This is a genomic window from Nonomuraea sp. B208 (assembly GCF_057536035.1).
Genome location: NZ_BAAJOU010000024.1, coordinates 31,181 through 52,776 on the forward strand (window position 1 = coordinate 31,181; position 21,596 = coordinate 52,776).

General features: G+C 73.7%; 19 protein-coding genes. 13 read left to right on the forward strand and 6 right to left on the reverse strand.

Features of this window, described 5'->3' with window-relative positions; translation table 11 throughout:
- The first annotated feature begins 152 nt into the window (after nt 1-152).
- Nucleotides 153-1,502 carry an MATE family efflux transporter gene (locus AC27IY_RS26185; RefSeq protein ID WP_487179725.1) on the forward strand — a complete coding sequence of 450 codons (1,350 nt, stop codon included), beginning with the start codon at nt 153-155 and terminating at the stop codon, nt 1,500-1,502.
- 41 nt (nt 1,503-1,543) lie between these two features.
- A complete protein-coding gene (locus tag AC27IY_RS26190) occupies nt 1,544-2,056 on the forward strand; it encodes an FBP domain-containing protein (RefSeq protein WP_487179452.1) in 513 nt (170 codons plus the stop codon).
- Nucleotides 2,057-2,081: 25 nt separating this feature from the next.
- On the opposite strand, the gene clpX is transcribed toward AC27IY_RS26190, so the two are convergent.
- Nucleotides 2,082-3,317 carry an ATP-dependent Clp protease ATP-binding subunit ClpX gene (gene clpX / locus AC27IY_RS26195; protein ID WP_487179453.1) on the reverse strand — a complete coding sequence of 412 codons (1,236 nt, stop codon included), beginning with the start codon at nt 3,315-3,317 and terminating at the stop codon, nt 2,082-2,084.
- Nucleotides 3,318-3,322: 5 nt separating this feature from the next.
- A complete protein-coding gene (locus AC27IY_RS26200; protein ID WP_487179455.1) occupies nt 3,323-4,549 on the reverse strand; it encodes a cytochrome P450 family protein in 1,227 nt (408 codons plus the stop codon).
- 84 nt (nt 4,550-4,633) lie between these two features.
- On the opposite strand from AC27IY_RS26200, the gene AC27IY_RS26205 reads away from it, so the two are divergent.
- The 5 genes from AC27IY_RS26205 to AC27IY_RS26225 all read left to right on the forward strand — a co-directional run bounded on the left by AC27IY_RS26205 (nt 4,634) and on the right by AC27IY_RS26225 (nt 9,370).
- On the forward strand, nt 4,634-5,710 hold the full coding sequence (locus tag AC27IY_RS26205) for a TetR/AcrR family transcriptional regulator (RefSeq protein WP_487179456.1): 1,077 nt from the start codon (nt 4,634-4,636) through the stop codon (nt 5,708-5,710).
- Nucleotides 5,711-5,993: 283 nt separating this feature from the next.
- The gene (locus AC27IY_RS26210; protein ID WP_487179458.1) at nt 5,994-6,797 is read left to right on the forward strand and encodes a putative protein N(5)-glutamine methyltransferase; all 804 of its coding nucleotides are present in this window, start codon (nt 5,994-5,996) and stop codon (nt 6,795-6,797) included.
- A gap of 98 nt (nt 6,798-6,895) precedes the next feature.
- Nucleotides 6,896-7,366: a CBS domain-containing protein gene (locus tag AC27IY_RS26215; protein ID WP_487179459.1), complete on the forward strand. Its 471-nt coding sequence runs from the start codon at nt 6,896-6,898 to the stop codon at nt 7,364-7,366.
- Nucleotides 7,367-7,380: 14 nt separating this feature from the next.
- Nucleotides 7,381-7,902 carry a flavodoxin family protein gene (locus tag AC27IY_RS26220; protein ID WP_364452455.1) on the forward strand — a complete coding sequence of 174 codons (522 nt, stop codon included), beginning with the start codon at nt 7,381-7,383 and terminating at the stop codon, nt 7,900-7,902.
- A 328-nt stretch (nt 7,903-8,230) separates the two neighbouring features.
- Nucleotides 8,231-9,370, forward strand: a complete 1,140-nt coding sequence (locus AC27IY_RS26225; RefSeq protein ID WP_487179460.1) for an esterase-like activity of phytase family protein — start codon at nt 8,231-8,233, stop codon at nt 9,368-9,370.
- 26 nt (nt 9,371-9,396) lie between these two features.
- Here the strand turns inward: AC27IY_RS26225 and AC27IY_RS26230 are convergent, their stop codons facing one another.
- The gene (locus AC27IY_RS26230) at nt 9,397-10,254 is read right to left on the reverse strand and encodes an SGNH/GDSL hydrolase family protein (protein WP_423448604.1); all 858 of its coding nucleotides are present in this window, start codon (nt 10,252-10,254) and stop codon (nt 9,397-9,399) included.
- A gap of 234 nt (nt 10,255-10,488) precedes the next feature.
- Between AC27IY_RS26230 and AC27IY_RS26235 the strand changes: the two genes are divergently transcribed.
- The 4 genes from AC27IY_RS26235 to AC27IY_RS26250 all read left to right on the forward strand — a co-directional run bounded on the left by AC27IY_RS26235 (nt 10,489) and on the right by AC27IY_RS26250 (nt 14,339).
- A complete protein-coding gene (locus tag AC27IY_RS26235; RefSeq protein ID WP_344215214.1) occupies nt 10,489-10,905 on the forward strand; it encodes an ATP-binding protein in 417 nt (138 codons plus the stop codon).
- Between the two features lie 82 nt (nt 10,906-10,987).
- Entirely contained in the window at nt 10,988-12,214 is a 1,227-nt protein-coding gene (locus tag AC27IY_RS26240) for a cytochrome P450 (protein WP_423448601.1), read from the forward strand.
- Nucleotides 12,215-12,242: 28 nt separating this feature from the next.
- Entirely contained in the window at nt 12,243-12,701 is a 459-nt protein-coding gene (locus tag AC27IY_RS26245) for a MarR family winged helix-turn-helix transcriptional regulator (protein WP_344215210.1), read from the forward strand.
- Between the two features lie 66 nt (nt 12,702-12,767).
- The gene (locus AC27IY_RS26250; protein ID WP_487179461.1) at nt 12,768-14,339 is read left to right on the forward strand and encodes an MFS transporter; all 1,572 of its coding nucleotides are present in this window, start codon (nt 12,768-12,770) and stop codon (nt 14,337-14,339) included.
- Here the strand turns inward: AC27IY_RS26250 and AC27IY_RS26255 are convergent.
- The 3 genes from AC27IY_RS26255 to AC27IY_RS26265 form a co-directional block, all read right to left on the reverse strand.
- A complete protein-coding gene (locus tag AC27IY_RS26255) occupies nt 14,324-16,162 on the reverse strand; it encodes a serine hydrolase (RefSeq protein WP_487179463.1) in 1,839 nt (612 codons plus the stop codon). The two genes, AC27IY_RS26250 and AC27IY_RS26255, sit on opposite strands and share 16 nt — an antisense overlap.
- Nucleotides 16,163-16,273: 111 nt before the next feature.
- On the reverse strand, nt 16,274-16,771 hold the full coding sequence (locus AC27IY_RS26260; protein WP_487179464.1) for a DUF305 domain-containing protein: 498 nt from the start codon (nt 16,769-16,771) through the stop codon (nt 16,274-16,276).
- A gap of 32 nt (nt 16,772-16,803) precedes the next feature.
- Nucleotides 16,804-17,658: a hypothetical protein gene (locus tag AC27IY_RS26265; protein WP_487179465.1), complete on the reverse strand. Its 855-nt coding sequence runs from the start codon at nt 17,656-17,658 to the stop codon at nt 16,804-16,806.
- Nucleotides 17,659-17,830: 172 nt separating this feature from the next.
- Here AC27IY_RS26265 and AC27IY_RS26270 point away from each other — a divergent pair, with 172 nt between their 5' ends.
- Together AC27IY_RS26270 and AC27IY_RS26275 are read left to right on the forward strand one after the other, a co-directional pair.
- Nucleotides 17,831-19,879: a hydantoinase/oxoprolinase family protein gene (locus tag AC27IY_RS26270; protein ID WP_423448592.1), complete on the forward strand. Its 2,049-nt coding sequence runs from the start codon at nt 17,831-17,833 to the stop codon at nt 19,877-19,879.
- Entirely contained in the window at nt 19,876-21,570 is a 1,695-nt protein-coding gene (locus AC27IY_RS26275; RefSeq protein WP_344215198.1) for a hydantoinase B/oxoprolinase family protein, read from the forward strand. The genes AC27IY_RS26270 and AC27IY_RS26275 overlap by 4 nt, the downstream gene beginning before the upstream one ends.
- The last annotated feature ends 26 nt before the right edge of the window (nt 21,571-21,596 follow it).

Consider the following 21,596-nt stretch of genomic DNA (forward strand, 5'->3'; position numbering starts at 1 on the left):
CTCCCACCCAGGCACCCACGGCGGGGGAGCACACGGGCCCGGTGCTGCCGGCGGCTTTCTGACCGAAATATTTCCGGGGCAAGGCCCTGTGGACATTTATCGAGAAATTTCGCTATGTTCCCACAGGCCAATTCATGTCCCCGGAGGTCCGCATGTTTCCCTCAGTCGCGCACGAAAGAAGGGAGGTATGGCGGACCATCTCCGGCCTCGCTGTTCCCCTTTTCGTGGCCGGGTCCGTTAATTTTGCCGCCCAGCTCGGAATTATCGCCATTCTTGGACGCATGGGGGGAGAGGCGATTTATGTGCGTTCCCTCTATCAGCCTGTCGCCCTCGTCGTCCTCGCCCTGGGCGTGGGCTTCGCGGTCTGCAACCAGGTCGCCGCCGCGATCAGCAAGGGGGCCGGGCGCCCCCAGGACGTCATGTCGAACGCCGCCAGCCTGGCCAGGGTATGGCTCGGGCTCGGCGCGGCCCTGTTCCTGGTCCTCGCGGTGGCGGCTCCCTCCCTGTCCGGTCTCCTTCATGTGGACGCCGGGCTGCGGGACACGTTCGTCTCCTTCCTGCGCTGGACCAGCGCCGCCGGCCTGCTGGCCGTCGCGGGGGAGTTGTGCGCGGCCGGCCTGCGTGGTTATGGGCACGTGCGGCAGGCCACCGTCCTGGTCATCTGTACGGCGGGCGTGCGGGTCGGCCTCGTGGCCGGCCTCGGGCTCGGCGCCGGCATCGGGATCGCGGCGGTGCCCGTCGCCGAGGCGGCAGCGGGTCTGACCGGCCTGGCCATGGGCCTGGTGCTGCTGCGCCGCACCGAGCTGTGGCATCCGGCGGCCGCCCGGATCTGGCGGCGCGGGGTGTTCACCGACCTGCGCCGCATCGGGGTGCCCATCGCCATGTCCTTCCTCGTGATCTCGGCGTACAACCTCGCGGTCATCGGCGTCCTCGGGAACTACGGGGAGAACGCCGTGGCCGGGTTCACCGTCGCCTCCACCCTGCAGAACGTCGTGCTGCTGCCGGGCATGGTCCTGGGCACGGCCACGGCGATCACCATCAACCAGCGACGCGGCGCGGGCGAATGGGGGCGCATCCGTGCGTCGATGCGCGGCGGCATCGAGGTCACCGTCGTCACCTACGTGGTGATCGCGGCGCTGGTGTGGTCGCTGCACGACCCGCTGGCGCGGCTGATCGGCGGCGACGCCGGGGTGGCCGCGGCCGCGGGCGCTTATCTGGGCGCCGTGGCGCTCACCTACGCCGTCCAGGGACCCGTGCTCGCCTCGCTGACCGTCATGGAGGAGACCGGCGGCGGCTTCCTGGCCATCGTGCTCAACGCGATCTACTTCGGCCTGATCGTCGCGGTGGGCGCGGCGGCGGCCCACGCCGCCGGCAGCGCGGACGGCTTCTACGCGGCGGTGGCGTACTGCAACCTGATCGGCGTGACGGTGCCGATCGTCGCCGTACGGCACATACGAAAGCTGTCGGCACCCACAAACCCTTTGCCCCTCGAAACTAGATAGCCTAGGTTTATACCTAGAGATCCTAGTTTGAGGGAAGAACCATGAACCCCGTCACCGAACGCGACCTGCGCGCGTCCTTCGTCAACTGCTCCAAAGGGGAGGCCCGCAGGCTCGGACTGCCGCGCGACCTGGCCGCCACCCCCTGGGCCGACCTCGACTTCCTGGGCTGGCGCGACCCGGGGGCGCCCGAGCGGGCGTACCTGGTGGCCGAGCGCGGCGGCGGGCTCACCGGCGTGGCGCTCCGCCTGGCCCAGGACGTACGGAGGAGCCCCACCAAGAGCACCCTGTGCTCGGTGTGCGTCACCCCGCACGCGGGCACCGGCGTCGCGCTGTTCACCGCGCCCCGCGTCGGGGCCGCCGGCCGCCAGGGCAACACGGTCGGCGTCTACATGTGCGCCGACCTCGCCTGCTCCCTGTACGTACGCGGCAGGAAGCAGACCGAGGCGGGCACGCGGTTCGAGTCGCTGACGGCGGAGGAGAAGGTCGCGCGGGCCGTGGCCAACCTGGACGCCTTCCTCGGCAGGGTGCTCGACGACACCCTCGCGAACGCCTGAGCCCCGCGCCGGCGGCACGCGGACCTCAGGCGGGCCGCCGGCGGGCGCGCGGCACCAGGGCGGGGCTGACGTGGTGCAGCACCGTGTCGCGGGTGATCACGACCCGGGCCACGTCGTCCCTGTCCGGCACCTCGTACATCACGTTGAGCAGCACCTCCTCCAGGACCGCGCGGGCCGCCCTGGCCCCGGTGCGGCGCAGCAGCGCCTGCTCGGCCACTGCCGCCACGGCGTCCTCCTCGAAGGCGAGCTCGACGCCGTCCAGCTCGAACAGCCGCTGGTACTGCCTGATCAGCGCGTTGCGCGGCTCGGTGAGCATCCGGACCAGCCCGGCCCGGTCCAGCGGGCGCAGCGTCGTCAGCACCGGCAGCCGGCCGGTCAGCTCGGGGATCAGCCCGTACGCCACCAGGTCCTGCGGTATGACCCGGGCCAGCACGTCCTCCTCGGCCGGGTCGTGCGGCGAGCCGCCGAACCCGGCCGCCCGCCGCAGCGCGCGCCGCTCGATCACCCGCTCCAGCCCGTCGAACGCGCCCCCGGCGATGAACAGCACGTTCGTCGTGTCCAGGGCGATGAGGTCCTGGTGGGGGTGCTTGCGCCCGCCCTGCGGCGGCACGTTCGCGACCGTGCCCTCCAGGATCGTCAGCAGCGCCTGCTGCACGCCCTCGCCGGAGACGTCGCGGGTGATCGACGGGTTGTCCGCCTTGCGGGCGATCTTGTCGATCTCGTCGATGTAGACGATGCCGGTCTCGGCCCGCCGCACGTCGTGGCCGGCCGCCTGGATGAGCTTGAGCAGGATGTTCTCGACGTCGTCGCCGACGTAGCCGCTCTCGGTGAGCGCGGTGGCGTCGGCGACGGCGAACGGCACGTCCAGCATCCGCGCCAGGGTCTGCACGAGGTACGTCTTGCCGCTGCCCGTGGGGCCGACCAGCAGGATGTTGGACTTGCCCAGCTCGACCGGGTCGTCCCTGGAGACGGGGGCGCGCAGGCGCTTGTAGTGGTTGTGGACGGCCACGGCCAGGGTCCGCTTGGCCCGGTCCTGGCCGATGACGTACTGGTCCAGGAAGGTGTGGATCTCGCGCGGGGTGGGCAGGTCGCGCGCCGGCCCGGCGGGTGCCGTCGCGGCTTCCTCCTCGGCCATGAGCTCGGTGCACTGCCCGACGCACTCCTCGCAGATGTAGACCGACGGCGGCCCCGCGATCAGCCGCCGGACCTCGTTCTGGCCCTTCCCGCAGAACGAGCAGGCCGGTCCCGTCGAGCGGGTCACGGCCGTCAGCCCGCCGTGCCCAGGGTCACCGGCAGCGACAGCAGCCGGGCCGTGCCCGGGTCGGGGACGCGCCGCGGCGGCCCCGCGAGCGCGAGGCCGGGGAAGCGGCGCAGCAGCGAGCCGAGCGCGACCGCGGTCTGCACGCGCGCCAGCGACGCCCCGGCGCAGAAGTGCGGCCCGTGCGCGAACCCGAGCTGCCCCGCGGCGTCCCGCCCCACGTCGAACCGGTCGGGGTCGGCGAAGACGCGCGGGTCGCGGTTGGCGGCCGGGATCGCGACCGTCACCGGCTCGCCCTCCGGCACCGTCACGCCGCCGATCTCGACGTCCTCCGCCGTGAACCGGGGGATGGTCAGCAGTTGCGGACCGCACCAGCGCATCAGCTCCTCGACCGCGCCCGGCATCAGCGCCGGGTCGGCGCGCAGGGCGGCCAGCTGATCGGGATGCTCGTGCAGGGCGGCCACGGAGTTGGCGATCAGGTTCGCGGGCGTCTGCCCGGCCAGGACGAGCTGCCACACCATCGTCACCAGCTCGGCCTCCGACAGCCGGTCGCCGTCCTCCTCCTGGACGCGGGCCAGCTCGGAGATCAGGTCGTCGCCAGGCTCGGCCCGCGCCCTGGCCACGGCGGCCTTCGCGCCCTCCAGGATCCCGGGGATCGCCTCGGCGAACGCCGCCCCGTGCCCCGCCGCGACATCCGCGCCCCACGCGCGCCAGCGCGGCCGGTCGGCGGCCGGGATGCCGGTCAGCTCGCAGATCACCTCCATCGGCAGCGGCCGGGCGAAGTGCGTCAGCAGGTCCACCGTGCCGTCTCCTGGGCCGTCTCCTGGGCCGTCTCCTGGGCCGCCGTCCGACCGGTGGCCGGGCAGCTCGTCCAGCAGGGCGTCCACGATGGCCTCGACGCGCGGCCGGAACCGCTCCGCCTGCCGCGGCGCGAACGCGGGCGCGACCAGGCGGCGCAGCCGGGCGTGCTCGGCGCCGTTCAGCTCGGACATCGTCGTCATGTACGGCAGGCAGTCGGCCGGGACGTCCGGCCGCTGGTAGCTGTCCTCGCGGGTGCGCAGCCGCGGATCGGCGAGCGCCGCCCGGCCCTCGGCGTGCCGCAGCACCACCCAGAACGCGAACCCCGGCCCGGTGAGCCGCGCCACGGGGGAGTCGGCGGCCGCCCTGACGTACGCGGCGGAGGGGTCGCGCAGCAGCGCGGGGTCGGTCAGGTCGAGCTCGGGCACGTCGGCCATGGGCCACCCCTCATTTCAGATGATCTCATCATTTGAGTGTTCACGGTATCCTGACCGGCGGGACCCGGCAACGCGAGGAGGACGATGGCCCGGCTGACCAGAGCGCAGGCACAGGAGCGCAACCGGGCGAGAGTGCTGGCCGCGGCGCGGGCGGAGTTCGCCGAGCGCGGATACCGGGAAGCCAAGATCGACGGCATCGCCGACCGTGCCGAGCTCACACGGGGAGCGGTCTACTCCAACTTCCCCGGCAAGCGGGCGCTGTACTTCGCGGTGCTGGCCGAGCTGGCCGAGTCCGCCGAGCCGCCCGCGCCCGGGGAGCCCGCGCTGACCGTCGGCGAGGCGCTGGGGGAGGTGGCCCGCGCCTGGCTCGCCCGGCTGCCGCTCGCCACCGACGACGAACGCGGGCCGAGCCGGCTCGGCATGCACCTGATGCCGGAGATCCTCGCCGACGAGCTGACGCGGGTGCCGTACGCGCAGCTCGTGAAGCTCGACGCGATCCTGCTCGGGCTCGCGCTGGAACGCCTGCGGCCGCCGCCCGCCCCGGACGGGCGGCTGGTGGGGCTCGCCGAGGCCGCGCTCACGCTGCTGCACGGGGCAGGGCAGCTCGCGGCGGCGGCGCCGGGGTTCGTGGAGCCGTTCAACGTGGTGCGCGCGTGTGAGCGGCTGGCCGATCTCGACCTCGACGACCGGTGGTTCGTCGCGCCGCTGCTGCCGCGCCTGTCGGCCGGCGACGAGCCGTGGTCGCCGCCGTCGTCGCCCGTGCCGGACGCGGTCAGCGGCGAGCCCGTACGGCTCACCGATGACGGCGTGGTGGCGGTGCTCGGCATGCACCGGCTGTCGGCCGTCGAGGACGCCGTACGGGCCGCGCCGCCCGGGGCCGAGGTCACCGCCGTCGTGGTCAGCGGCGCGCCCGAGGAGCTGTTCCCGCTGGCCAGGCTCACGCTCGCCGAGCTGTGCGGCTGCCTGCGCCCGGCCGTGCCGCGCTCGGCCTGGCCGCGGCTGCGGGTGGTGTGGGACGAGAGCGGCGAGCTCGCGGCGGCGGCCGGCGTCACCGGCGTGGACGACGCCACGGAGGTGGCGCTGCGCGTCGAGGCGGGCCGCGTCACGGTGCGCGCCGAAGGCTACGGCGCCGCCCACGCCGCCGCCCGGCACCCCGGCTGATCGCCCCGGCTCGTCTGCCCGCCTGGTCTGTCCGGCTGACCGCCCCGCCTGGTCCGCCCGCCTGGTCCGCCCGCCTGGTCCGCCCGCCTGGTCTGTCCGGCTGATCGCCCCGCCTGGTCCGCCCGCCTGGTCCGCCCGCCTGGTCTGTCCGGCTGATCGCCCCGGCTGGTCCGCCCGCCTGGTCTGCTCGCCCGGGAGCACGTCATGCTGGTGGCAGGCGGGACCGGCTCTGTGGGGGGACGGGTCGCGGTGACATGACCGGCATCTGATAGGAAAGTCGCCCATGTCGGGTTATTTGTCGTCCAAGGAGGCCGTTCCCGGTCTCGTCGCGCGGCTCAGGGCCGCCGGGTGCGTGTTCGCCGAGGACGAGGCGGAGCTCATCCTCGCCGCCGCCCGCACTCCTGACGAGGTCGAGGCGATGGCCGAGCGCCGCGTCTCCGGGCAGCCGCTGGAGCACGTGCTGGGCTGGGCGGAGTTCTGCGGGCTCCGGCTGGCCGTCGAGCCGGGGGTGTTCGTGCCGCGGCCCCGTACCGGGTTCCTCATCGGGCAGGCCGTCGCCCTGGCCGGGGAGCTTCCCGGCACGCCGGTCGTCCTCGACCTGTGCTGCGGCACGGGCGCGATGGGCGCCGCCCTGGCCGCCGGGCTGGCCGGGCCGGTCGAGCTGCACGCGGCCGACCTCGATCCCGCCGCCGTGCGGTGCGCCCGGCGCAACCTGCCCGGCGCCTCCGTCCATGAGGGCGACCTGTACGAGCCGCTGCCCGCGACGCTGCGCGGCCGGGTGGACCTGCTGATCGCCAGCCCGCCGTACGTGCCGTCCGCCTCCGTCGGGCTGCTGCCCCCGGAGGCCCGCCTGTACGAGCCGCTGACCGCGCTCGACGGCGGCCACGACGGCCTCGACGTGATCCGCCGCGTGATCGCCGGCGCGCCCGGCTGGCTGGCCCCCGGCGGCCACCTGCTGATCGAGACCAGCGAACGCCAGGCCGAGGCCACCGCCCGCGCCGCCGAGGAGGCCGGTCTGACCGCCCGCGTCACCGGCTCCGACGAGCTGGACGCCACCGCCGTCGTCGCCACCGCCCCACGGGAGTAAAGGACCAACGGCACCCCGATCCAGGGACTTCGTCCCCGGGTGCGGCCCGCCCCGTGACGCCACGATGAAAGGGGAAGGCGAGCCGCTGGAGGAGTGTCATGAGCGTCGAGACCCTGGTGGCCGAGCAGGTCATGAGCCGGATCCTGGTCGTCGTCAAGCCGGAGGAGTCGCCGCTGATGGCGTGGGAGCTGATGCGCCGCGCCGACGTGCACCATCTCCCCGTCGTGTCCGGCGGGCACCTGCTCGGGGTGCTGAGCCGCGAGGACCTCGCGGCCTCCTGGTCCGGCGGGCCGTGGGAGCAGTCGGGGCGCCAGGTGGGCGCGGTGCTGACGGGCGAGCGCCGGCCGCGGGTGCGGCCCGGCACGCCGCTGCCACGGGTGGCGGCGATCCTGGCCGACTCCGGCTGTGACGCCTTGCCGGTGGTGGGCGAGCACGGGCTGGTCGGGCTCATCACCGCCTCCGACGTGGTCGCCGCCGTGGCGGGCCGCCGTACCCGTCAGAAGAGTACGGCGGGCGAGGTGATGACCGGCATGTTCCACCTCGAACCGGTGCTTCCGCGGGAGAGCTGAGGGAGGAAGGGCGCATGTACGCGCTGGTGGTGTACGAGTCGATGTACGGCAACACGAAGGCGGTCGCCGAGTCGATCGCCGAAGGGCTGGCGGGCGCCCTGCGGGCCGAGGTGGCCGAGGTCGCCACCGCCCCCGACGTGGTGGGCGCGGACGTGGGCCTGCTGGTCGTGGGCGGGCCGACGCACGCGTTCGGGCTGAGCAGGGTCTCGACCCGGCAGTCCGCCGCCCAGCAGGCCGAGGGCGGCCCGCTGGTCTCCGGGGGACGCGGGGTGCGCGAGTGGCTGGCGGCGCTGCGCACCTCGTCGGCCGCCCTCGACGCGGCGGCCTTCGACACGCGGGTCGCCAGGCCGCGCATGCCGGGCTCGGCCGCGCAGGGCGTCGCGAGGCGGCTGCGCCGGGCCGGGGTACGGCTGGCCTGCCCGGCGCGCAGCTTCTACGTCGAGGGCACCCTGGGCCCGCTCGTCCCCGGCGAGCTGGACCGGGCCAGGGAATGGGGCGAGAGCCTGGCCCGCGCCCGCACGGTCCCGGCGGCGTAACCCGGCGGGCTCCGCGCGGCAGACTCCGCACGGTCCGCGCGCCGGACCTCGGGCGGTCCGCGCGCCGGACATCGGGCGGTCCGCGCGCCGGACCTCGGGCGGTCCGCGGGGCGGACTCCGGGCAGACCGCGCGTGGTCCGGTGCGGCGGGCGGGCGCGTGGATTCCGTGCGGCGGCGAGGAGACTCGTCGCCGCACGGTTTTTTGTTTCTCGTGAAATGTCGCACATTAAGGGCGTTCGCCGCTTCCACCTGCATGGACTTCCCGCCGGATTCGCGATTTCATTTCCCCGTCATCGCCAATTCTTGATGGGGGGAATAAATGGTTCGGATGCGACGGACAATGGCGGTCGCCGTCATTCTGGTGGTGGCGGCGGCGTTCTCGGCGCCGCCGGCGTCGGCGGCCGGACGGCGCGAGCCGGTGCGCGTCACCCGCTTCCTCGGCGAGCGGACCCTGCCGCATCTGACCCGCCTGGACGGCACGACGGTGGGCGGCCTGTCCGGCATCGACCACGACCCCCGCACCGGCACCTGGTACTTCATCTCCGACGACCGCTGGCGCTACAACCCCGCCCGCTTCTACACCGGCCGCCTGCACATCGACCGCGTCACGGGCGAGTTCCGCGGCGTACGGCTGACCGGCGTCACCACGCTCACCCGCGCCGACGGCACGCCCTACCCCGGCTACGGCAAGCCCGAGTCCGCCGACCCCGAGTCGATCAGGTTCGACCGCTGGAACGGCCGGCTGCTGTGGGGCGACGAGGGCGACCGGCCCGACGACCGCAACCCCGGCATCCCGCTCTCCCAGCCCGCCGTCCGCGCCATGGACCGGCAGGGCCGCCACCTCGGCGCGTTCCCGCTGCCGCGCGGCCTGCGGCTGACCCGCGCCGAACGCGGCCCGCGGCGCAACTTCGGCTTCGAGGGCCTCGCCGTCACGCCCCGCGTGGTCACCGCCGTCACCGAGGGCCCCCGCTACGAGGACGGCCCGCCGCCCACCGCCGAGAGCGGCGCGCCCGCCCGGGTCACCGTGTGGAGCCGCGACGGCAGGCCGCGCGGCCAGTACGTCTACCCGCTCGACGCGCTGCCCGCCGCGCCCGTCCCGCCGACCGGCGACGCCGACAGCGGCGTGTCGGAGATCCTGGCCGTGGACGACCTGCGCTACCTCGCGCTCGAACGGTCCTGGATCCAGGGCGTCGGCTACCGCGCCCGGCTGTACGAGTTCGACCTGCGCGGCGCGACCGACGTCCTTCGCCGGCGCTCCCTGGCCGACGGGCGGGCGTACCGGCCGGTGGTCAAGCGGCTCGTCCTCGATCTCGGCGAGGCGGCCCCGCAGGTCCAGAACTACGAGGGTCTGGCCTGGGGGCCGCAGCTGGCGAACGGCGAGTGCACGCTGGTCGTCGGCTCCGACGACAACTTCAGCCAGGAGGAGGTCACCCGGTTCCTGGCGTTCGGGGCCACGGGCTGCCACTGAGCGCCCGTGGCCCCGTATTCACGGGGTCAGGCGCCCGAGACGGCGGCGGTGACGACGGCGGCGAAGCCGCGCATGCCGAGCGCGTTCGGGTGGAAGGGGGTCGCGGCCGAGGCCGGCACGTACGGCTCGATCCAGCGGGTCCCCGGCGGGGTGCACGGGTCGTGGCCGACGCTCGGGGTCTGCAGGTCGATGAAGCCGACGCCGGCCGCGGCGGCCTGCTCGGCGAGCATCTGGTTGAAGTACTGCAGGGTGGCGCGGATGTAGTTGGCGTCGGCCTTGATGATCGGGACGCGCGGATAGCAGCCGTTGGGCGGGGCGTACGTCGCATAGCCGACCACGAAGATCCGGGCCTGCGGGGCGCGGGCGCGGATGTCGCCGGCGAGCTGGGTCAGCTTGGGACGCAGCGCGTCGGTCTTGACCCGCCAGCTGTCCTGGCCGTCGACGATGTAGTCGTCGTTGCAGGCGTCGCCGACGGGCGGCGGCAGCAGGTTGAGGCAGTCCTCGATGAAGCCGGTCAGTCCGACGTCGTTGGCGCCGATCTGCACGGTGACCAGCGTGGTGTCCGCGGTGACGGCGTTGAGCTGCGGCGCGACCGAGCCGAGGTCGGTGCTCTGCGACTGGTACATGTGCGTGGTCTTGGCGCCGGAGCAGGTGACGTCGCGCAGCGTGCGGGCGCCGATGGCCTGGGCGGTCAGGTGCGCGTAGTTGCGGGTGGAGCGCCAGCAGCCCAGCTCGGGCAGCACCTGGTCGGGGATGAGCGGGCCCGCCGCGGCCGAGTCGCCGAGCGCCACGTAGACGTCGTTCTGGGCGGCGGCGTGGGCGGGCGGGGAGACGGATAACAGCAGGGCGACGGCGGCGAGCATGGCGAGGACACGTCGGGACATGAGGGGACTCCTCGGGCGAGGGGGGTGAGTGGGGGGTGCCGAGTTTCCGATCGATGGTGATGACCCGCGGCTCAACGATGATCCCCGAAGGTCATTCTGTGAATTGGACGGAGTAGTGAAACAGAGCTGTCAATTCCGGTACATCTCACCAACCCCTGCGGGCCTTGGTGCGACGAATCACAAGAAACTTGGGCCAGTCCGCTTGAAAGCCGACGATGTGGGCACTGTGCCTGCGTGTCTTTCGTGCTCACATCGCTCCGTCCCGCCGAAGCCGTGCACACTCCGCTCGGCGAGGACCTGGCCCCGCTGCGCGAGCTGGTGCGCGCGTTCGCCGTACGGGCCGGGCTGGAGCGCTCACGTGCCGACCTGCTGGTGCTCGCGGTCAGCGAGGCGGCGGGGAACGTCCTGGAGCACGCCCGCGCCCCCGGCACCGTGAGCCTGCGCAGCGACGCCGACGGCGTCACCGTGCACGTCGCGGACGAGGCGGGCGCCCTCACCGCCGAGCACCTGCGCGCCGCGCCGCGCCGGCCCGGTCACGGCGGCCTCGGGCTGCGGATCATCCAGCGCGTGTGCGATCGCGTGCGGCTCGACCACCCCGGCGGCCGCACCCGGCTGGAGCTGTTCATGAGCCGCCGGCTGAGCGCGGCCTGACGGCCCGGATCACCCCGCCCGGCCGTTTCGGCCCCGCCGGAAAGGGAACCTGGGGGCGATGCCGCTCGACAACACCCCACTCATGCTCCTTGAAGGTTACGGCTGGCTCCCCGCACGCCGCCGCGAAGCCCCGGACGGCGTGGCCCGCACCCGCGTCCTGGGCCGCCGCGCGACCGGCCTGTGCGGCCCCGACGCCGCCCGCTTCCTCTACGACGAGGACCACGTGCTCCGCCACGGCGCTCTCCCCGGCCTCGTGCAGAGCACACTGTTCGGCCACGGGCCGGTCCACACCCTGGACGGCGCCGACCACCGGGTCCGCAAGGCGATGTTCCTGTCGCTCATGACGCCCGCGGGCATCGCCGACCTCCGCCGGCGCACCGCCGCCGCCTGGGACGAGGCCGCGGCCGGCTGGGCGGCCGGCGGCGAACCGGTCGTGCTCTTCGACGAGGCCGCCCGCGTGCTCGGCCGGGCCGTCACCGCCTGGGCCGGCGTCACGATGTCCCCTGGCGAGGCCGACGAGCTGGCCGACGACTGCGTGGCCATGGTGGACGGCTTCGCCACGCTCGGGCCGCGCCACTGGCGCGCCCGCCGGGCCCGCGACCGGCAGGAGGCCCGGCTGACGAAGCTGCTGGAGGACGTGCGGCGCGGCGCGATCCACGCGCCCACCGGCTCGGCGCTGGCCGCGGTCGCCCGGCACACGGACGCCCACGGCGAGCGCCTCGACCCGCACCTGGCCGCGGTGGAGCTGCTCAACTTCATCCGGCCCACGGTGGCCGTCTGTTGGTTCGTCGCGTACGCGGCCCACGCGCTGCACCGCTGGCCCGAGCACCGGGCGCGGCTGCGTACGGGTGACGAGGAGTTCGCCGAGGCGTTCGCGCACGAGGTGCGGCGCTTCTACCCGTTCGCGCCGTTCGTCGGCGGGCGCGCGGCGCGCGACCTGACCTGGCGCGGCCACGAGATCCCCGAGGGCACGCTCGTGCTGCTCGACGTGTACGGCCAGAACCACGACCCGGACCTGTGGCCCGAGCCCTACTCCTTCCGCCCCGAACGTTTCCTCGGCCGCCCGATGGACCCCTTCGAGCTGATCCCGCAGGGCGGCGGCGACCCGCGCACCGGGCACCGCTGCCCCGGCGAGGACATCACCGTCACGCTGCTGCGGGAGCTGGTGGTCCGGCTGGCGCGGCTCGACCACGACGTCCCGCCGCAGGATCTCGGCATCTCGCTGCGCAGGGTCCCCGCCCGCCCGGCGAGCGGCGTCGTGATCAGCGGCGTCCGCGCTCCCGTGCCGGCCACCGCCTCCGGCGAATAGCTATGCTCGCATAGGTATTATGGAGGGCATGTCACCCTCCGCACCGGCCGCGCCGACGGCGAACGGGGTGGTGGAGGTCATCCCTCTGCTGCACCGCGCCCTCGACCGGCGCATCGAGCTGGACTTCCCGCACCCCAAACCGCCGGAGGTCCAGCTCGCCGCGTTGCGCCTGGTGCGGGAGCGGGACGGCATCACGGTCCGTGAGCTCGCCGAGGCCCTGCTCATGAAGACCAGCAACGCCAGCGCCATGATCACCCAGATGACGGCGGCCGGGCTGCTGCGCCGCGAGCGCGACCCGGCCGACCGGCGGGTGCTCCACCTGCACCTCACCGACGAGGCGCGGCGGCGCGTGGAGGAGGCCCACGACCTGTTCACCGGCTACGTGCTGCGCGCGTTCGGCTCGCTGGGCGAGGACGACCGGGCCGCTATCGCCGCCGCGCTGCCCGCCCTGCGCCGCCTGGCCGGCCTCATCCAGAAACCCTCCTGACCCAGCCGGGCCGCGCTCAAAAGGCCTGATTGGAACGTTCCACAAGAGACAGGGACCAAGCTCCGCATGTCCGCACACCAGACCGGCACCGTCACCACGCCCGCCCACAGCCCGCCGCCCCGGGGCGTGCGCGCCAACCCGTGGTGGAGCCTCGTCGCCGTCGCGTTCGGCCTGTTCATGGTCGGCCTCGACGGCTCCGTCGTGTCGATCGCCAACCCCGAGATCGGCAGGGACCTCGGCGCCACCACCGCCGACCTGCAGTGGGTCACCAACTCCTACCTGCTCGCCCTCGCCGCCGCCCTCATCCTGGGCGGCAAGCTCGGCGACCGCTACGGCCGCCGCACGTACTACCTGATCGGCGTGGCCGGGTTCACGCTCGCGTCGGTCGCGATCGGACTGTCCGGCTCCATCGCGGGCGTCATCGCCTTCCGCGCGCTGCAGGGCTTCTTCGGCGCGCTGCTCATGCCGAACACGCTCGGCACGCTGCGCGCGGTGTTCCCGCCCCGCAGGTTCGGCATGGCCGTCGGCATCTGGGCCATGGTCTCCTCGGTCTCGACCGCGCTCGGCCCGATCGTGGGCGGGCTGCTCGTCGAGCACGTCTCCTGGGAGTCGGTCTTCTTCATCAACGCCCCCATCGGCCTGCTCGCCCTGGTCGTCTCGGCCCTCGTCCTGCCGCAGACCAGGACCTCCACCGGCCACCACCGCTTCGACGCCGGCGGCGTGCTGCTGCTCGCCGCCGGGCTGGTCGCCGTCGTCTTCGCCGTCGTCAAGGGCGAGACGTGGGGCTGGACCGACGCGAGGACGCTCGGCTGCGGCCTGGCCGGCCTGCTCGTGCTGGCCCTCTTCTGCTGGTACGAGACCCGCCGCGAGCACCCGCTGCTGCCGATGCGGCTCTTCCGCAACCCGACGCTGACGATCGGCGCCGTCATCACCGCGATCAACTTCTTCGCGCTGCTCGGCTCGATCTTCTACCTCATGCTCTATCTGCAGAACGTCCGCGGTCTCAGCCCCGTGGAGGCCGGCGTCCACACGCTGCCCCTGAGCGTCGCCTCCGTCGTGGCCGCGCCGCTCGGCGCCGCCGTCACCGGGCGTTTCGGCGCGCGGGTGTCGATGCCGCTCGGCATGCTGCTGCAGGCCGCCGCAGCCACCGGGCTGGCCCTGCTGTCGGCCGGTTCGTCCTACCACGCCATGTGGCCGCCGTTCGTCGCCTTCGGCCTCGGCGTCGGCATGGTCATGGCCGCCTCCTCCGAGGCCATCGTCGGCAACGCGCCCGTCAGGGACGGCGGCGTCGCGGGCGGCCTGCAGAGCACCGCGCTCCAGATCGGCGGCGCGCTCGGCACCTTGGTGCTGGTCTCGCTGATCGGCAGCCGGGTCTCCGGCACCCTCACCGGCGAGCTCGCCGCGGCCGGCGTCCCCGGCGCGGAGGGGTTTCGCGCGGCCGAGGACGCGGTCGCGATGGGGGTCGCCCCGGTGACGCCGGACATGCCCGCCCAGCTGCGGGCGGCCGTCACCGAGGGCGCGCACCAGGCGTTCATGAACGGCGTCCACACGGCCGCGCTCGTCACGGCGGTCGTGTGCGCCGGGGCCGCCGTGGTGGCCGCCCTCGGCGTCCGCCGGGCCTCCTACGGCCAGCCGTAGACCTTCTTGATCGCGGCGGCGATCTCGTTCACCAGGCCGGCGTCGCTGCCGTTGGCGAGGACGGCGAACCCCGCCCCGAGCTTCGGATAGCCCTGGAACAGCGAGCGGAAGCCGTAGTTCGAGCCGTCGTGGCTGTAGGAGAAGCCGTCGGTCCCCGCGCCCGCGAGGAACAGCCCCCGCCCCATGCCCGGCTGCGGGCCCTCCGACAGCAGCGTGCGCACCGACGCCCTGCTGAGCGGGCCGGCGATGTCGCCGGAGGCGGTGTAGGCCCGGTTGAGCCAGGACACCAGCCGGCACAGGTCGAGGACGTTCGTGTAGAGGCCGGCAGCGGCCGACTCGGGGTAGCGGTTGCGCTTGCCGGGGATCACGGCGCCGGTCGCGGTGTGGCCGGAGGCCAGCTCGAAGGCGGGCGTGAGGGCGTACGAGCTGGTCGTCATGCCGAGCGGCGCGAACACCTCCCTCTGCATGTAGTCCGCCAGCGTCCCGCCGGTCCGCTGCTCCAGCATGCGCTGCAGCAGCACGAAGCCCGCGCCGGAGTAGTGGTACTCGGCGCCGGGTGTGGTGGTCAGCTCGATCTTCGGCGAGTTGCCCTCGCCGTTCATGACCTGCAGCAGCGTCGGCACGGTGGCGTCGGGGCCGTAGCCGGCGAAGCCGCCGCCGCCGGAGGCGAACCCGGAGCAGGCGCCGGTCGGCGAGGTCGAGCCGCGCCCGACGACGCCGGCCCGATGGGCGAGCAGCCGGTCGATCGTCGGGACCGCGGTGGAGGTCACGCAGTCGCGCTGCGGCAGCGTCCAGCCGAGGTGCGGGCGGACGTCGGCGCTCAGGGCCGGGCCGCCGGTCTGCGCGAGGCGCAGCACGCCGAGAGCCGTCACCGCCTTGCTGATCGAGGCGGCCTGGAACGCGCTCTCCGGATGGGCGGCCGCCGCGCCGCCCGCCTCCAGCCGGCCGTAGCCGGTGGACCAGGCGATCTTGTTGCCGACGACCACGGCGACCGTGACGCCCGGCGTGTGGTAGGCGCTCATGCGCTGCCAGAGCGTCGCGCCGCCGACCTTGTTCTCGACCTGGCGCACCTTGTCGGCGGGCAGCGCGGGCGCCTTGCCGCGGGTGCTCAGCACCCAGCCGCCGCCCGGCGCGAACGCCACGGTGTGCACCTGCCAGCCGCCGCCCGCGAGCGTCCCCATCCTGGTGAAGCAGGCGTCGGGGATGCCGCGCGCGAAGTACTCGTCCTGCGCGACCACCACCCAGCCGCCCGCCTTCGGGAAAGCGACCCGGGTCAGCTTGCGGCCGCCCTGGGTGAGGTTGCGCATCATCTGGTAGCACTCGTCGTCCACGCCCTTGGCGTAGAAGGCGTTCGCGGCGGTCACCACCCACCGGTCGCCGCCCGCGGGCGGGAACGCCACGTCCACGACCTGCTGCCCGGCGGCGTAGTAGGACTTGATCCGGTCCAGGCAGGCCGCCGGCAGGCCGCGCGCCGACACGCCCTTGTCGGTGGTGATCACCCAGCGGTCGCCGCCCTCGGGCGGGAAGGCCACGCAGCGGATCCGCCGGCCCGCCATGAGCAGCGACTTCAGCTCGTTGAAGCAAGGGTCGGGGATGCCGCGGGCGAAGTAGCGGCCCGTGTCGGTGACGACCACCCAGCCGCCTGACGGCGTGAACGCGAACGCCGTCACCCCGTACGGCGCCAGCTCGCCCAGCTTCGCGTGCGCCTCGGCGGTGACGCCCGCGTCGTAGAAGGGGTAGCTCGCCGCCAGCGCCGGGCTCGCGGACCCGGCGGCGGCCAGGCCGGCGGCGCCGGCCAGGGCGAGAAAACGTCTGCGTTCCATACGGTTCACTCCTCACGTCGAGCCCCCGGGGCGAGGCGCGCGGACGATCTTACGACCGCGTGGCACAGACGTGGGAATCGTTGTCAGAAGGGGGCTCTCAGCCCAGGTGGCTCAGTCCAGGTGTCCGGCGATCTTCGCGATCTCCTCGGTCTGCGCCTTGACGATGCGGTCGGCCAGCTCGTGCGTCGGCCCGTGCACGCCGCCCGCCTTGACCTCCTCGGCCATGTGGATGCCGTGTTCGAGATGCTTGGACACCAGCGTCAGCCAGCCCCGGTCGAAGCCCGGCCCGGCCTTCAGCTCGGCGCCCGCCGTCGAGGTCTCCTCCTTCGGCACGGGCTGGTCCCAGGACGTGAGCCAGTCGGACATCGCCTTGATGTCGGCTTGCTCCTTCGGGATGAGCTCGGCGCCGAGTTCCCGTACGTACGCGCCGGTGCCGCGCTCGACGGCCAGCCCGGCGAGGTGGATCGTCTCACGGTGATGGGTGATCATCTGCTGGTTGAAGCGCACGTCGGCCTGCGAGTAGCCCGGATCGGCGCCGGCCGCGGCGCACCCGGCCGCCGCCGTCAGCAGGGTCGTCAGCAGGGCCGCCGTGGTCATCCTGATGCGCATGTAGGAGGGTACGCGGGCGGCGACGCCCGGGTTCAGCCGAGTTTGGCGGCCAGCTCCGCGGCCAGGACCAGATCCTCGGCGATCAGCCCCGAGGAGGTGAACAACGTCGGCGCGCCGGGCGGCGGTGTGCCCTCGCCGGTGAGCACGTGGTGCAGGTCGGTGTCGCAGCCGGGCATCCCCGCGTGCTCGCCCACCACGTACGGCCGCGGGCTCCCGGGCTCCGGTGTCCGGCCGCCGATCACGTTGACGTGCGACCCCGGCCCGGGAGCCGGTCCCGGGAACAGCGGGCCGGGCAGGCAGACGCACACGATGTCCGCCTCGGCCACGTCGTCAGGGTCGCCGGGGACGACCTTCGCGCCGTGCTCGGCGTCCAGCTCCTCGGCCAGGCGGCGGGCCCGGCGGGCGTCCGGGCCGACGACGCGCACCTCGTCGGGCTGGCGTACCGCGAGCATGGCCCGTACGTGTGCGCGGGCGTCGGCGCCCGTCCCGAGCACCACCAGCCGCCGGGCGTCGGCCTGGGCGAGGTGCCGGGTCGCGAGCGCGCTCACCGCCGCCGCCCGCAGCACGGCGAGCGCCCGCGCGTCGAGCAGCAGCCGCGGCCGCAGCCCGGCCGCGTCGAACACGACGAACACCGCGTCGTCCCCGGGCCCGGGTTCAGGGGAGGGGAGGGGGCGGGACGCGGGGGCGGCGGTCAGGCGGGCGGCGGCCCACCGGCCGCGCTCGCCCGCCGACAGCACCAGCTCGCCGCCCCCCAGCCCGGCGCGGGCGGCGGGCGCGTCGGGACCGGGCGGTCCCGCGCGGAAGGCCGCCTCCAGCGCCATCACCGCGTGTTCCATCGGCAACATGCGCCGGATCTGCTCGTCTCCCAGGTACGGCGGCCCGGCCACGCGCGTCTCCCCCCGTCTCGGCTCGGCTGCCGCGCCAGTCTGCCGCAGCCCCGCACCCCCCGACAGGGCCCCGGGCACGGTGAACCGCCGGGGGAGTGGTCGCCGCGCACACCCGCGGCGACCGTGACCGGGCTACGGTCGCGTCACCGCCTTGCTAGAGAGGAGCTCGCTCATGAGCCGATACCGGGTCTCCATGGATATCGGCGGCACGTTCACCGACGTCATCGGGTACGACGAGACGACCGGCCGCTACCATGTCGGCAAGTCGTCCACCACGCCCGACGATCTGACGAGGGGTGTGCTGACCGCGCTGGAGTCCTTGGTGGACTCCCCCCGTGACATCTCGTTCACCGTGCACGGCACCACCCAGGGACTCAACGCCTTCCTCGAACGGCGCGGGGTCAAGGTGCTGCTGCTGGCCTCCAAGGGAGCGGGCGACACGTACCACATCGCCCGTGGCCCCCGTACCCGCCTGTACGACCTGCACTTCCGCAAGCCCGAGCCGCTGGTGCCGAAGCGCGACATCGTGGAGATCGGCGGCCGGTTCGACGCCGCGGGCGAGGAGCTGGAGCCGCTGGACGAGCAGGCGGTGCGCGAGGCCGCCCGCCGCTACCGCGAGGGCGGGTTCGGCGCGATCGCGGTGGCCTACCTGTTCAGCTACCTGGACCCGGCGCACGAGCTGCGCACCAGGGAGATCCTGCTGGAGGAGCTGGGCTCCGAGGTGACGGTGTCGCTGTCGCACGAGGCCGCCAAGGAATGGCGCGAGTACGAGCGCACCTCCTCCGCCGTGGTCGAGGCGTACACGGGCCCGGTCGTGCGCCGCTACCTGGAGCGCCTCGAGGCGAACCTCAAGGAGCGCGGCCTCACCGTGCCGATGCACGTGATGCAGTCCTCCGGCGGCATCCTGACCGCGGAGTCGGCCCGCCGCCGCCCGCTGCAGACGCTGCTGTCCGGCCCCGTCGGCGGCGCCATGGGCGGCGTCGAGCTGGCCCGCGCCATCGGCCGGCCCAACCTCATCGGCGTGGACATGGGCGGCACCTCGTTCGACGTGTCGCTGGTCATCGACGGCCAGCCGGACATCTCGCCCGAGGCCAACATCGAGGGCCTGCCGATGCTCATGAGCGTCGTCAACATCCACACCATCGGCGCCGGCGGCGGCTCGGTAGCCTGGCTGGAGGCGGGCGGCCTGCGCGTCGGACCGCGTTCGGCCGGCGCGACCCCCGGCCCGGCCTGCTACGGCCGCGGCGGCACCGAGCCGACCGTGACCGACGCCAACCTCGTGCTCGGCCGCATCGACCCCGACTGGTTCGCCGGCGGCACGCTGGACCTCGACACCGAGGCGGCCCGCCGCGCGCTCGACACCGTCGGCCAGGGCCTCGGCCTGGACACCCTCGCCATCGCCGAGGGCGTCTGCGACGTCGCCAACGCCAAGATGGCCCAGGCCATCAGGACGATCACCGTCTCGCGGGGCATCGAGCCGCGCGAGTTCACGCTCGTCGCCTTCGGCGGCGCCGGTCCGATGCACGCCGTCTTCCTCGCCCGCGAGCTGGGCATCAAGGAGGTCGTGGTGCCGCGCTTCCCCGGCGCGTTCTCCGCCTGGGGCATGCTGCAGACCGACATCCGCAAGGACTTCTCCGACACCTACTTCCACCTCGACGCCGACCTCGACGGCGCGGACATGGCCGCCAGGCTGCGCGGCATGGCCGAGGAGGGCCTCGCCTCGCTGGCCGGCGAGGGCGTCCCGGAGGAGAACCGCCGCGTCGAGCACGCCGTGGACATCCGCTACGCGGCCCAGGAGTACACGCTCACCGTGCCGCTGACCGACGCCGACGAGCCGGCCGCCGAGGGCTTCGTCGAGGTCATCGCCAAGCGCTTCGCCCAGCAGCACGAGACCCGCTACGGCCACGCCAACCTGGGCGCGCCCATCGAGTTCGTGACGCTGCGCACCACCGCCTTCGGCGACCTCGGCCGCGGCGCCGCCGAGCAGGTCGGGGAGGCGCAGGGGCCGGACTTCGCGCACGAGACGCGCGAGGTCGTCTTCGACGGGCAGGCCCGCCCGACCATCCTGGTGCGCCGCGAGGCGCTGTCCGCCGGCCACTCCTTCGAGGGTCCGGCGATCATCGTGGAGAGCACCGCCACCACGGTCGTCCCGCCCGGCTTCTCGGTGTCGGTCGACCCCATCGGCTCGCTGGTCGTTCGCAACACCGAGGAGGAGCAGTGACCACCCCCGCCCAGACCGCCGACGCCCAGACCGTCGACCCGGTCGTCGTCGAGATCATCCGCAACGCGCTCGCCGCCGCGGCCGACGACATGAACGCCACGCTCATCCGCTCGGCGTACACCCCCATCATCTACGAGTGCGGCGACTGCGTCGTGGCCCTGCTGGACGACCAGCACCAGGTCCTCGGCCAGTCCGCCGGCCTGCCGATCTTCCTGGGCAACCTGGAGACCTGCACCAAGGCCACCGAGGAGCAGTTCGGGCGGGAGGTGTGGCAGCCGGGCGACGTGTGGATCCTCAACGACAGCTACCTCGGCGGCACCCACCTCAACGACGTGACCATCTTCGGCCCCGTCTTCGTGGACGAGGAGCTGGTCGGCTTCACCGCCACCCGCGCCCACTGGATCGACGTCGGCTCCAAGGACCCCGGCGGCTCCATGGACTCGGTCAACATCTTCCAGGAGGGCCTGCGGCTCGCGCCGCAGAAGCTGGTCGAGGGCGGCGTGGACGTCCACGGCGCGATGAGCACGATCGCCACGAACGTGCGCTTCCCGTACCAGACCAGCGGCGACATGCACGCCATGATCGCCACGATCAAGATGGGCCAGGCCCGCCTGGAGGAGATCGTGCGCCGGTGGGGCCTGGACACCCTCCGCGCCGCCCGCGACGAGATCTTCGCCCAGACCGAGCGCCTGGAGCGCGAGGTCATCGCGGCCATCCCCGACGGCGTGTACGAGGCCGAGGGCTGCCTCGACAACGACGGCATCGACCTGGACACGACGATCCCGATCCGGCTGAAGATCACGGTGTCCGGCTCGGAGATCGACTTCGACGTCCGCGACTCCGCCGACCAGACCGTCGGCCCGGTCAACTGCGGCGTCTCGCAGACCGTCTCGGCCTGCCGGGTCGGCTACAAGCTGCTGGTCAGCCCCGACGTGCCCGGCAACGGCGGCTCGTTCCGCCCGATGACCGTCCAGGTCAGGGAGGGGTCGGTGTTCGGCGCGGTGGCGCCGGCCGCCTGCCAGTGGTACTTCTCGCACCTCGGCCTGCTCATCGACATGGTCGCCAAGGCGCTCGCTCCCGCCATGCCGGACAAGGTCGCCGGGGCCAGCCACGGCGACTCGATGATCGTCCTGCTGGCCGGCACGGACCCGCGCACCAAGCGCGACTACGTCAGTCTGGAGGCCACGCTCGGCGGCTGGGGCGCCTGGGACGGCTCCGACGGCGAGACCGCGCTGATCAACAACGTGAACGGCTCGCTCAAGGACATCCCGGTCGAGGTGTTCGAGACCCGTTACCCGTTCCGGATCAGCGAGTACGCCATCCGCCCCGACTCCGGCGGCGCCGGCCGCTTCCGCGGCGGCAACGGCGTGGTCCGCGAGTACACCGCGCTGCACGACTGCACGGTGTCGCTGTGGTTCGAGCGGTCGCTGACGCCCGCCTGGGGCCTGTTCGGCGGCCACGACGCCACTCCGCCGGAGATCATCATCAACCCGGGCAGGGAGGACGAGCGCCGCCTGCTGAAGTGCAACGGCATGAAGCTGAAGAAGGGCGACGTCATCCTCTGCAAGACCGGTGGCGGCGGCGGCTTCGGCGACCCGGCCGAGCGCGACGCCGAGGCGGTCCGGGCCGACGTGCTCGACGGCCAGGTCTCGGCCACACGGGCCGGCGAGGTCTACTCCTTCTCCGCCTGACCGGCGGAGCGGCGGCCGGCCCCGGA

Excerpts from the sequence above, each read along its gene's own strand:
- AC27IY_RS26210 (WP_487179458.1), top strand. The coding sequence starts at position 5,994 with ATGTCGGGTTATTTGTCGTCCAAGGAGGCCGTTCCCGGTCTCGTCGCG.
- AC27IY_RS26185 (WP_487179725.1), top strand. The coding sequence starts at position 153 with ATGTTTCCCTCAGTCGCGCACGAAAGAAGGGAGGTATGGCGGACCATC.
- AC27IY_RS26255 (WP_487179463.1), bottom strand. The coding sequence starts at position 16,162 with ATGGAACGCAGACGTTTTCTCGCCCTGGCCGGCGCCGCCGGCCTGGCC.
- AC27IY_RS26200 (WP_487179455.1), bottom strand. The coding sequence starts at position 4,549 with ATGGCCGACGTGCCCGAGCTCGACCTGACCGACCCCGCGCTGCTGCGC.
- AC27IY_RS26260 (WP_487179464.1), bottom strand. The coding sequence starts at position 16,771 with ATGCGCATCAGGATGACCACGGCGGCCCTGCTGACGACCCTGCTGACG.
- AC27IY_RS26250 (WP_487179461.1), top strand. The coding sequence starts at position 12,768 with ATGTCCGCACACCAGACCGGCACCGTCACCACGCCCGCCCACAGCCCG.
- AC27IY_RS26215 (WP_487179459.1), top strand. The coding sequence starts at position 6,896 with ATGAGCGTCGAGACCCTGGTGGCCGAGCAGGTCATGAGCCGGATCCTG.
- AC27IY_RS26225 (WP_487179460.1), top strand. The coding sequence starts at position 8,231 with ATGCGACGGACAATGGCGGTCGCCGTCATTCTGGTGGTGGCGGCGGCG.
- AC27IY_RS26190 (WP_487179452.1), top strand. The coding sequence starts at position 1,544 with ATGAACCCCGTCACCGAACGCGACCTGCGCGCGTCCTTCGTCAACTGC.
- AC27IY_RS26220 (WP_364452455.1), top strand. The coding sequence starts at position 7,381 with ATGTACGCGCTGGTGGTGTACGAGTCGATGTACGGCAACACGAAGGCG.
- AC27IY_RS26205 (WP_487179456.1), top strand. The coding sequence starts at position 4,634 with ATGGCCCGGCTGACCAGAGCGCAGGCACAGGAGCGCAACCGGGCGAGA.
- AC27IY_RS26245 (WP_344215210.1), top strand. The coding sequence starts at position 12,243 with ATGTCACCCTCCGCACCGGCCGCGCCGACGGCGAACGGGGTGGTGGAG.
- AC27IY_RS26230 (WP_423448604.1), bottom strand. The coding sequence starts at position 10,254 with ATGTCCCGACGTGTCCTCGCCATGCTCGCCGCCGTCGCCCTGCTGTTA.
- AC27IY_RS26240 (WP_423448601.1), top strand. The coding sequence starts at position 10,988 with ATGCTCCTTGAAGGTTACGGCTGGCTCCCCGCACGCCGCCGCGAAGCC.
- AC27IY_RS26270 (WP_423448592.1), top strand. The coding sequence starts at position 17,831 with ATGAGCCGATACCGGGTCTCCATGGATATCGGCGGCACGTTCACCGAC.